This window comes from Shigella sp. SIG3 (assembly GCF_053555855.1).
Map to the genome: position 1 here is coordinate 1 of NZ_JBQZXE010000112.1, position 11,933 is coordinate 11,933.

At 52.4% G+C, this 11,933-nt stretch carries 4 protein-coding genes and 2 pseudogenes; 1 reads left to right on the forward strand and 5 read right to left on the reverse strand.

The genetic code is table 11. From position 1 onward, the window contains the following. The 4 genes and pseudogenes from ACUU1I_RS16605 to gyrA form a co-directional block, all read right to left on the reverse strand. Positions 1-2,252, reverse strand: a pseudogene (locus tag ACUU1I_RS16605) (MG2 domain-containing protein); the annotation flags it as partial. Positions 2,253-2,275: 23 nt separating this feature from the next. After that, positions 2,276-2,899 carry a DUF1175 domain-containing protein gene (locus ACUU1I_RS16610; RefSeq protein WP_001215762.1) on the reverse strand — a complete coding sequence of 208 codons (624 nt, stop codon included), beginning with the start codon at positions 2,897-2,899 and terminating at the stop codon, positions 2,276-2,278. Then, on the reverse strand, positions 2,896-4,584 hold the full coding sequence (locus tag ACUU1I_RS16615; protein ID WP_000012289.1) for a DUF2138 domain-containing protein: 1,689 nt from the start codon (positions 4,582-4,584) through the stop codon (positions 2,896-2,898). The genes ACUU1I_RS16610 and ACUU1I_RS16615 overlap by 4 nt, the downstream gene beginning before the upstream one ends. Positions 4,585-4,732: 148 nt before the next feature. Next, positions 4,733-7,360, reverse strand: coding sequence for a DNA topoisomerase (ATP-hydrolyzing) subunit A (gyrA, locus tag ACUU1I_RS16620; protein WP_001281218.1), 2,628 nt, complete (start codon positions 7,358-7,360; stop codon positions 4,733-4,735). A gap of 146 nt (positions 7,361-7,506) precedes the next feature. Here gyrA and ubiG point away from each other — a divergent pair, with 146 nt between their 5' ends. Next, a complete protein-coding gene (ubiG, locus tag ACUU1I_RS16625; protein ID WP_000990752.1) occupies positions 7,507-8,229 on the forward strand; it encodes a bifunctional 2-polyprenyl-6-hydroxyphenol methylase/3-demethylubiquinol 3-O-methyltransferase UbiG in 723 nt (240 codons plus the stop codon). A 127-nt stretch (positions 8,230-8,356) separates the two neighbouring features. Here ubiG and yfaL read toward each other — a convergent pair. Continuing rightward, positions 8,357-11,933: pseudogene (yfaL, locus tag ACUU1I_RS16630) on the reverse strand (AIDA-I family autotransporter adhesin YfaL/EhaC); the annotation flags it as partial.

Consider the following 11,933-nt stretch of genomic DNA (forward strand, 5'->3'; position numbering starts at 1 on the left):
CATTCGACATTGACCAGTTCACCAGGCTGGTAATGGGTTTTGTCCGTTTTCACCCGGATATCAAGCTGAGGAACGGCAACTTTGATCCCGGCGTTCTGAAAACTGTACTGACCATTACGGGTATACAGCACCGAAAAAGTGATGTTAGGCGCAAAGGAATTGCTCACTGGAACCCGGGCTTCATACAGGGTATCGTTTAAACGTTGTAGCGTTAGCCAGTTTGCCGGATGCGAAAGCAGCGACTGCTGTTCCACGCGATCGCGTTCCAGCGTCAATAACGCTTCATCAATTGGCTCCGGGAAAGTAATCAGCATCTTCGCGGTTTCGCCTGGCTGGTACAGCGTTTTATCCGCCACGATATCTACCGTACCAGTATGCGCCGTGCTGCCCTTACCGCTGACGGCATGACTTAACCCAGCGAGAATTAAGCCGTCTTTATCGCGTAATGTCAGATTGTAGTTGCCAGGTTTAGCGAAATTGACGGTAAAGGATTTGCCGCCTGACGGTAGCTCTCCGCTATGGCTCGTGCGGTCTTCGAGACGCAACCATTCATACGTAACAGGAACCTGTTTTGAAGATTCCAGCGCGGCATAACGGAACACAACCGACTCGCCGCTATTACTGTATTGTGCGGCGGTACTTAAAGAGTAATGCGCCAGGCCGCGTTCAATGAGGAGCTCTTTGGTGGTGGTGACGCGATACGCCGCGCCGTCACTGGCGGAGACGGTTAACAAATAGCGGCTCGGTTTATCGGCGGCGGGGAGATTTAACGCCACATAACCGCTGGCGTCGGACACCGTTTCGCTGCCTTCCAGCGACACGGGGAAACGTCCGGCATAACGCAAATCGTTACCGACCATTGATAATTGCTGAGCGCGCAAACTTAACTGCACGCGGGCATTTTTTACCGGCTCGCCATCCGGGTAGAGCAGTTGCAGTTTGCCGCTGACCGCTTCGCCAGTTTTGAACTCTTTTTTGTCGAGAGCTAAACCAATCTCGAAATGTGGCTTGATGTAGTTTGCCACGCGAAAACTGCTGCTATAGACCTGATTGCGGTAAGCAAGACGTAACTCATAACCTCCGGCAACGGCATTTTCTGGCAGGCGGAAACTTCCCTGCCCGCCATTGCGCGCATCCAGCGTGACATCGACGGTTTGCAACAGACTGCCGTTAGCGTCCAGCACCGAAAGCTTCGCCGGGGCGCTGACGATGGGGGATGAATGCAACGGATCGCGGAACTCGCGGCCCATCACTTTAACATCGACACGATCGCCTGCGCGATATAGCGGGCGATCGGTAAAAATATACAAGCGGGTGTTGTAGATTTCGCTTTCGTAGAAGAAGTTCTCGGAGACAAAAACGCCGCCTTCAGCATCCTTACCCAGAATGTATGAACGTTCTGGCGATATATGTTGTAACTGCAAAGTACCGCTGTCATCGGTCACCCCGCGGGTCATCACGCCAAGACCGTCAGTCCACAAGATCTCTGAGCCGGGCTTCGCTTCACCCTGTTTTTTACCCGCGGTCCATACCAGAAGCTCGTTACCTGACACTTTGCTAAGCGCCACGGTATCGGAAACAAACACCACCGTCGTCGCCCGATACCCACCTACCATCGCCTCGACGAGGTACAGCCCCGGCTCTTGTTGGCCGAGAGGAATATAAATATTACCCGGCTGCGGCGAGATGAAATTGCTGGATGCGCCTTCCAGTTTTATCCCTTGCTGCGGCTCGACCGGTTTAGCCTGCCATAGTGGATAACGGAACTGTTCCACCAAGGGATATTTTTTCAGCGGGGAAAACTGGTTGTTCTGTACATAACGGGAAGGTTTAATAATGGCATTGCCGAGATGTAATTCGGGTAATGCCTGAGTCACATTCTGCCGTGACTGAGAAGAGAAAGTACGCTGCATCACGCGGCGAGATTTGCCGTACCAGTTATCCCACAGCTAGGTCAGCGTATTGTTCAGCCCGTCGCCCAGATATTGCGGTTGCACCACAATGCGATGCAGGTTTTTCTGCTGGCGCAAAAATGCCATCGGGTCAGGAATACGATACAGGCGAACGTCCACGCCGCCGTACTCTTCCATCTGATAACGCCGATAATCACGCCCCGGCGCTTCCAGTCGCACTTTCGCCTCTTCACTGCTGCTAAAACTGCTGTCAGCAAGCAAAAAGAATGTTCCCCCGGCGGGCGGCGCATAGTTACTGGAAGGAAGCGAATCATCAGCTTTAGCAAGCCCTGTTCCCACAAGAGACAGGGACAAGCACGCTGCTATCGCGCCAGAAAATTTAAACGATAAATGCCAATGAAATTGGGATTGGAATCGTTGGGTATCCATCGGGTGTCCTTCCATGTCATAAGTTGTTGCAGACTGACTGCGCGCATTCCGTTGTCAGTTTTCGTGGCGCTTCCGGTGTGGTTGATGACGTAACGCCCCATCCAGACCATTAAGTGCTGGGCATCGCCCTGATCGAAAAAAATCATATCGCCAGGCAGCGCCTGGTTTATGTCTTGGCCAATAAACTGGCTGTTGTACTGAATCAAATTAATCGCGGTCACGTAGGGGCCGTTTTTCCCGCTCCCCTGATTCCAGTTTTGCGCCAGTTGACGCTGTTCAGGTGTTAGCGTCATCTCTGGCGGCAAATACTGGCTAGATAAACCGTTACTTTTTAGCCATTTACTGTCGTGAACTTTCAGCGTCTCGTTCGCCGCAAATCGCACCAGGCCCGCACAATCCTGCTGATACCAGCGTGGACTTGGCCCCTGGCGGAGCTGTTCTTGTGCAATGCGTACAAACCAGGCGCGAAACAGCCTGGATTGTTCGACATTCAGCATTTCGCTATGGGCAACAACACAACACAGCCAGCAAATCAGCGCCAGCAGCCCGTGTCTCATAGCGGCTGCCAGGTTATGGGTAGCCACTGCCAGGCGACACCGGGTTCCATCTGGGCCAGCTTCATGACATAACGCGGTTGTTGAGATAAAGCGTCCAGCTTCGGCATTAATAAAGTTTGTGCGGCGTTATAAAAAACCGGTTCGAGATTCTTCGGCAGACTGGTCAACGTTTCGTTACGCAGCAGTTTCGCCACGCCTTGTGGATTGATATAGAGCGGAACGATGCCATCAGTGGGTATTACATCCACCATTGCCGGGCGGGTTTTATTCAGTGTTTGCAGGGCGTTATTAACCAGCGTGTCATCGAGGGAGAAAAGCAGCGTTTTGTTTTGCATCGCCAGCGACACACGGAAAAAATAATCCGACATTAATTGATCGGGTTGCGCCGCCTGCGCTTTCGGATACTGACCGTATCGGGAACTCACTTCGCGACACCAGATTTGCGCTTCGCCCTGCTGAGTCTGGCTTACCGGCAAAACACCTTCTGGCGCTTTGCTTTCGTGCGCACCAATATTTTGCGTAAACAGTTTCCCTGGCAATTGCGCCTGTTCGGCAGTGCCATCAAACTGACCGACAAACAGCGGGGTTTGCAATTTTGAGTCTTCATACCAGCACAGCCCCACGGCACCGTCTAACGCCCCATTCAGCTTGTCGTTTTCCTGGCTGATGTGCGAAAGCATCTCTTCGGCAATACCGTGTGAATACGGCACCGCCACACAGAAGCTGGCTCCGGCAGGCATACTGTTCCAGACCGGCGTAAAATCGAAACTGGCATCTACGCTGGCGGATTCATCATTTAACGCCACAAAACTGTGCCAGCCGTCGTTACCCATTTCGAAGCGTACGCCAGCAAAAGAAGGCATTAACCGCTGGTAGCCAAAACCCAGCAACCTGGCGCTGGCCACGATGCGCAGGCGTACTGGCGTTTTTTCGGCTGTACGCTCTTCCAGGCCAAAGCTGGCTTGCCAGCGTTTTTTACCGCTCAACAAATCACTTGCGATCGCCGTGGCTTCGGTATCCTGCTGATCATCTTTAAACAACATATCCGTACTGGAAAACACCAGCATCTTGTCCTGATATGTCGCGAACATCAGGGCGTTATTGCCGTTATAGCGCAACTGATAAACAGGAATAGTTTCACTATTTATCTTGATGCTACTGATTTCCGTTTTGCTTAACTGGCTGTCGCTGGTAGCGGCAAACAACAATGGCTCCAGCAGTTTGCTTAAACCACTGCGCTGGATCAGCACCATGTAATGTGAAAGATGGCCTTGTTTATCGTGCCATAGCGCCGCCTGCGCGGGCTGATCTAAGAGTGACGAAAAGAGCTTATCTTTCAGCGTGAGATCGTGTTCATAGACAATGCGGCGAATGCTGCCTTCAATGCCCAGACGATCTGCATGATTCTGATAATAGAAAACGAAATCCTCGCTCAGAACATCGTGGAGAAACGGAATGGTGAGGAGATCTTTGGGAAGCTGGCTCAGAGAGTCGCTGTCTAGAAAGAGGTCCGGCTCATTGAGATCGATTTGCAGATTGTTGTGCACCACCAGCGGCGACAACGTTTTTTCTGGCCCACTGCCAGCATATTGCAACGCCCAGACGCCAGCGGAAAGCAGTGCTATTGCGCCAAAACCTACAAGACCATAGAACCGCCAGCCTTTCGCCTTTTTTTCACCACTCATTGCCACATTCCTTGTGTATAGCCAGCCATTTTTTACGGGCACAGCCAAACTTTACCGCGCCCTAATACGACAAAAGCCCAGACTTTGCAGCCTGGACTTTTCAATTCAAACAAGGGAGATAGCTCCCTTTTGGCATGAAGAAGTAAAATTATTCTTCTTCTGGCTCGTCGTCAACGTCCACTTCCGGAGCAATTTCATCATCCCCTTCCGCGGCACTGCCGTCGATGGTATCCAGATCTTCCTCGTCAACCGGTTCAGCAACACGCTGCAGACCCACTACGTTTTCATCTTCCGCAGTACGGATGAGGATCACGCCCTGGGTGTTACGGCCCACGATGCTGATTTCTGAAACGCGAGTACGTACCAGCGTACCGGCATCGGTGATCATCATGATCTGGTCGCAGTCATCTACCTGCACCGCGCCAACCACTAAACCGTTACGTTCGGTAACCTTGATGGAGATAACCCCTTTCGTCGCACGCGACTTGGTTGGGTATTCCGCCACTGCAGTACGTTTACCGTAACCGTTTTGCGTTGCGGTGAGGATTGCGCCATCGCCACGAGGCACGATCAGAGAGACGACTTTATCGCCTTCACCTAAGCGAATACCGCGCACACCAGTGGTATTGCAGCCCATCGCACGGACAGAAGACTCTTTAAAGCGCACCACTTTACCTTCGGCGGAGAACAGCATTACTTCATCTTCGCCACTGGTCAGATCAACGCCGATCAGCTCATCGCCGTCAACCAGTTTGATCGCCACTTTACCGGCGGTACGCAGACGGTTGAATTCGGTGAGGACGGTTTTCTTCACAGTACCGTTAGCGGTCGCCATGAAGACTTTCACGCCTTCTTCAAACTCGGTCACCGGCAGGATCGCGGTGATACGTTCGTCCTGTTCCAGCGGTAGCAGGTTGACGATCGGACGACCGCGCGCGCCACGAGTGGCTTCCGGCAACTGGTAAACTTTCATCGAATAGACGCGACCACGGCTGGAGAAGCACAGAATATGGTCGTGCGTGTTCGCCACCAGCAGTCGGTCGATAAAGTCTTCTTCTTTAATACGTGCGGCAGATTTACCTTTCCCGCCACGACGCTGCGCTTCGTATTCAGAAAGCGGCTGATATTTAACGTAGCCCTGGTGAGAGAGCGTCACGACCACATCTTCCTGGGTGATCAGATCTTCCAGGTTGATGTCTGCGCTGTTGGCGGTGATTTCAGTACGACGTTTGTCACCGAACTGTTCACGAACCAGCTCCAGCTCTTCGCGGATCACTTCCATCAGACGATCGGCGCTACCAAGAATACGCAACAGTTCCGCGATCTGATCCAGCAGCTCTTTGTATTCGTCGAGCAGTTTTTCGTGCTCAAGGCCGGTCAGTTTCTGCAAACGCAGATCCAGAATCGCCTGAGCTTGCTGTTCGGTCAGGTAGTACAGACCATCACGCACGCCGAACTCTGGCTCCAGCCATTCCGGACGCGCAGCATCGTCGCCAGCACGTTCCAACATGGCGGCAACGTTGCCCAGCTGCCACGGATTAGCAACCAGCGCAGTTTTCGCTTCTGCAGGCGTCGGCGCATGACGGATCAGTTCGATGATCGGGTCAATGTTCGCCAGCGCCACGGCTAATGCTTCAAGGATATGAGCACGATCGCGAGCTTTACGCAGTTCGAAAATAGTACGACGGGTCACCACTTCACGGCGGTGACGAACAAACGCCGCGATGATGTCTTTCAGGTTCATGATCTTCGGCTGACCATGGTGCAATGCCACCATGTTGATACCGAAAGAAACCTGCAACTGGGTCTGGGAGTAGAGGTTGTTGAGCACAACTTCACCGACCGCATCGCGTTTCACTTCAATCACGATGCGCATACCGTCTTTGTCAGACTCGTCACGCAGCGCGCTGATGCCTTCCACGCGTTTTTCTTTTACCAGTTCCGCAATCTTCTCGATCAGGCGCGCTTTGTTTACCTGATACGGAATTTCGTGGACGATAATGGTTTCACGTCCGGTTTTGGCGTCAACTTCCACTTCAGCACGGGCGCGGATATATACCTTGCCGCGACCGGTACGGTAAGCTTCTTCAATACCGCGACGACCGTTAATGATTGCCGCCGTCGGGAAGTCCGGCCCCGGGATGTGTTCCATCAGCCCTTCAATGCTGATGTCTTCATCATCGATATACGCCAGACAACCGTTGATGACTTCCGTCAGGTTGTGCGGCGGGATGTTGGTTGCCATACCTACGGCGATACCGGAAGAACCGTTCACCAGCAGGTTAGGAATTTTGGTTGGCATGACGTCGGGAATTTTTTCCGTGCCGTCATAGTTATCAACGAAATCGACCGTCTCTTTTTCGAGATCGGCCATCAGTTCATGGGCAATTTTCGCCAGACGGATTTCCGTATAACGCATTGCCGCCGCAGAGTCGCCGTCGATGGAACCGAAGTTACCCTGACCGTCTACCAGCATGTAACGCAGCGAGAATGGCTGCGCCATACGGACGATCGTGTCATAAACCGCCAAGTCACCATGGGGATGGTATTTACCGATTACGTCACCAACGACACGGGCAGATTTTTTATAGGCTTTGTTCCAGTCATTGCCTAGTACGTTCATGGCGTAAAGTACGCGACGGTGTACCGGCTTCAGGCCATCTCGGACATCTGGCAGCGCACGGCCAACAATGACCGACATCGCATAATCCAGATAGGAGCTCTTTAGCTCTTCCTCAATGTTGACCGGTGTAATTTCTCTCGCAAGGTCGCTCATCTAACCGCTATCCCTCTACTGTATCCCGGATTCAAAGGTCGCAAATTATAACACAGCCGCGCAGTTTGAGGTAAACCTATACGCTTTATTCACATCCAATGCCTGATATACTCGTTTGTCTTGCCAATTACGGAGTAGAAGTGCCAATGAATGCCGAAAAATCGCCGGAAAACCATAACGTAGACCATGAAGAGATCGCTAAATTTGAAGCCGTCGCCTCCCGCTGGTGGGATCTTGAAGGTGAGTTCAAACCGTTGCACCGCATTAACCCGCTGCGTCTGGGCTATATTGCCGAGCGTGCTGGCGGTTTATTTGGCAAAAAGGTGCTCGATGTCGGTTGTGGCGGCGGCATTCTGGCCGAGAGTATGGCGCGCGAAGGCGCGACGGTGACCGGTCTGGATATGGGCTTTGAGCCATTGCAGGTGGCAAAGCTGCACGCGCTGGAAAGCGGCATTCAGGTGGATTACGTGCAGGAAACCGTGGAAGAGCACGCGGCAAAACATGCCGGGCAGTATGATGTGGTGACCTGCATGGAGATGCTGGAGCACGTACCCGATCCGCAGTCAGTGGTCAGAGCCTGTGCGCAACTGGTGAAACCAGGCGGCGATGTCTTTTTCTCGACGCTTAACCGCAACGGCAAGTCATGGCTGATGGCGGTGGTTGGCGCGGAATATATTTTGCGCATGGTGCCCAAAGGTACGCATGATGTGAAGAAGTTTATTAAACCGGCAGAGCTGCTTGGCTGGGTGGATCAGACCAGTTTAAAAGAGCGACATATAACCGGGCTACATTACAACCCGATCACTAATTCCTTTAAGCTCGGCCCCGGCGTGGATGTGAACTATATGCTGCACACGCAGAATAAGTGAGGTTGATGTTTGGCCGCGCCAATGCCTGATGCGACGCTTGCAGCGTCTTATCAGGCCTACAAATGCTCTCCGTAGGCCAGATAAGGCGTTTACGCCGCATCCGGCAATTGTGATGGTCAGACAGCGATTACCATTTCACCGTCATCGACAAAAACCCTGCCGTCTGGGCAAAATCATCACTCCCTTTCTGCCACGCCACGCTGCCGCGCAGAGACACTCGCTGACTGATATTGCCCGTGACTCCCACTTTTATTTCACCCCGTAGCTTCACCGCATCGTCACTGATAGTGCTGCCATCTTCTTCAATTTCCGTCGCATGGGGATCGTGATAATAATTCAGATCTAATGTTGGTGTGACACCAACCGCGGTACGCCATTCGCTGTGTAAACCCAGCCGCGTCTGAATATCATCCCCCTGCGATTGTGACACGCGCGCATGGTTAGCGGCGGTAAAATCATCCTGCTGCACGCCCTGATAAATCACCTGCGCCTGCGGTTCAATCACCACACCACGCCCCGGTAACCACTGATACCCGGCTTCCAGCGAGGCGATAATCCCCGACGAATGGTAACGATCCACGCCATCTTCATGTTCGGAAACATCATTGTTAAACCACGCGTATTGCAGCCAGCTATCCAGCCAGGCCCCCTGCTTCTGATTACCGTGCTGATACCAGCTTGAGGTCAGCCCAACGGCATAACCGTGGTTCTGGTTATCGGCGCGAGTTCCGGTCATATTCGAGCGGCTGTCGCCCTGATTATCACTGTAGCCACCAACCGCCCCAAGCATCCACTCGCCATCCGTGCCCCAGCACCCGCTAAACAAGCCGCCGCTAAGCAGCACCGTAGAAGTGTCTTCCTGCTGAGCCAGTTGCCCTGCCGCCGTGTAATGATAACGTCCGCCGATAACACGTAAATTCAGCGTCTGACCATCGCCACCAGCGTGATCGCGTCGCTCCATCATAAACGCCTGATTTGCCGCCCGCAGGTTATTGAGATAACCGCCAACTTTGGCATTCAGCACCGGCTGGTAAGCAGGCGTAGGGGCCGGGTCGGGGGTTGGGTCAGGATCCGGCGTGGGATCAGGATCGGGAGTCGGGTCTGGCTCAGGTGGCGATGGCGGCGTTACTTCTTGCGATCGCAGATACCAGTCGTTGTTATCTTCCACTAGCGTGTAGTCATACGCTCCCATGTTGACGTAGCCACTGCCAGCCAGACTGAACTGTGCATTGTTTTGAAACTGCGTGGGATCAGCTGCGAAATCAACCACTTTAATGCCTGTCGATGTCGGCTCACCAATCCCTGTAATGGAGTTAACCACCACAGTTGTGTTGCCAGCAGTATTACCGTTCATCACCAATTGATCGCTTACCGAGTCATCGCCGTTTAATTCGCTGTCGAATAGTAGCGTACCGCCGCCGGTATAATCACCGTTTACCGTCAGCGTATCGCCAGCGACGCCATTTTGCAGGCTAACCGCACCGGACGTATTGGTCAGATCACCATTAACCGTCACGTCAGCAAGATAGGTCAGGCTGTCAGTTTCAAGGTTGGTATTAAGCTCGCCTGTCAACGTCACGCCATCGGTAGCATTTACCAGCGTCCCATCGCCGTTAAATAGTGAGGCATTAAGGGCGACGGAAGTATCCTGCCCGGTCAGACGCAAAACCGTACCATCGCTGATGTCGATAGTGCCGCTGGAAGTAGCATCAATTGACTGAATATCCTGATCCGCGCCAGTAACGAACGTTGCCCCATCACCAACCCACAGTGACGAAGCATAAGGAAAGATATCCGCAACATCGCCTTTCAGGGTGCCTTCTTCGACACGTACCGCCGACTGCGTTGTACCGCTGGCGGTCAGCTCCAGCGTACCCGCCCCCGTTTTAGTAAATGTGCTACCCTCATCCTGATGCTGCCCGCTGCTGTCAGCCATCAGTGCGCCCCACTGCGTGTCTACCCCCGCATCAACTGCCACTTCACCGTCGGCGCGCATTTCAATATCACGCCCATGCTCAGTCGTCGTAGAGCGAGTATCGACATTGGCAGTAATCTCCATCACGCTTTCTTGTTACTTATCGGTAAAGATAACCTGGCGGTTATAGTGGGTATCTCCAAGCTGCGAGTTGTCGCTCACCATCAGCGTACCGGAGGCGATTTGTGTTGTGCCCAAATAACTATTATTGTTTGCCAGACTTACCTGCCCGTCGCTCGCATCGACCACCACGTAGACGCCATCTTTCCCGTCACCGCCGATATGCAAATTGTCGCCACCTGCAAGATCTACCACATCCTGACTGCCGATAACCGTTCCGCTGCTGCCACTGACTTCAAGGCCATCATTGTATGATGTGCCGCTCTGCCAAGTGGAGAAATCAGAGAGATCGAGCACACCGCCGTTTAACACGATCGACTGCGGATCGTCCTGGAGAGCGGTAAGATCTGCCGCGTCGCCTTCCAGCGAAAGCACCGCACCATCATCAACGACTATATCGCCGGTTAGCGCCATCGACTGCGCCCCTGCCAGCACGTAGCTGCCGTTTTGCGCAATGGTGAGCTGACCAGCACCTTCGATGATGCCAGCAAAACTGCCCTGATTAACAGTAACGTTGCCACCAGCATCGATATTTAAAGTGCCATTCTGAAAGCCCGTCAATGCGTGCACAAAAGTTTGTTGGGTCGAGCCAACGTTTAGCTCAGCCTGATTCTGATACTGATCAATACTCCCTATCGTCAGACCGTAGCAGTCTTGCGGATCGTCCTGGCAATGCGTATCGCCGACATTCATCAGGGAGTTGCTGCGACCCAGGGTAACTTCACCGTTTTCAATCTGCATCTCACCAGTAAAGTCATTGTTATCTGCATTAAGTACCAGATCGCCGGAACCTGTTTTGGTGATTAACCCGGTACCAGCAATAGAGTCAACAGCTCCGTCATTCTCTGTATTGCCGATAACCAGCGTTTTTCCGTCGGCAATATCAAAGGTAACTTCACTTAAGCCGAGATACATAAAGCCACCCGCCGCAGTGGAAGGACCATCTCCATAGCCTGCTGCGCTATTGTTCTCATCGACTAACACGCCGCCGTTCTGGCTGTAGCTGTCATCAACAGAAATATCAATAAGATAGGGAGCCCTCACGCTATTGGTATATATCGCCCCGCCATAACCTTCGGCTGTGTTATTTGTAAAGGCGGTGTTATTTATTATCGTATAACCTGAAGGATGCTTGCTGTCGCTATTATTATCGGTAACATCGATTGCCCCGCCATCGCCATCACTGTAACTTGTTGATGTATATGCCTGGTTATTGTTAAAAACATCATCACTTAAATAGACGTCATTATTAATGGTATAAATTGCGCCACCTTTGCCATCATTAGCGATATTATTGCGAAACATGGCGTTAGTGACACGTAAATCGACGGCACCAGTATCATTAGTACCAGAAGAATAGATTGCGCCACTATAGCCGCCTGCGACGTTACCGGAAAAAATAACATCAGTAAGATTCAGCGTTGAGTTTTCTTTAGCAAATATGGCCCCGCCGTTATTATATTCTCCTGTAACGGTGTTATTGGCAAACAGAGTCATTCCAGTTTCATTTTCTGGTAATAGTGAAAATTCCGCTCCTTGTTGCAAAAATACGGCCCCACCGCTGGCATTATTGGTCATATCCGAAAAAACCAGCCATTGCCCATCGGCG

What these genes read in the sequence shown, in the direction of transcription:
- gyrA (WP_001281218.1), bottom strand. Translation starts at nt 7,360, where the DNA reads ATGAGCGACCTTGCGAGAGAAATTACACCGGTCAACATTGAGGAAGAG.
- ACUU1I_RS16615 (WP_000012289.1), bottom strand. Translation starts at nt 4,584, where the DNA reads ATGAGTGGTGAAAAAAAGGCGAAAGGCTGGCGGTTCTATGGTCTTGTA.
- ACUU1I_RS16610 (WP_001215762.1), bottom strand. Translation starts at nt 2,899, where the DNA reads ATGAGACACGGGCTGCTGGCGCTGATTTGCTGGCTGTGTTGTGTTGTT.
- ubiG (WP_000990752.1), top strand. Translation starts at nt 7,507, where the DNA reads ATGAATGCCGAAAAATCGCCGGAAAACCATAACGTAGACCATGAAGAG.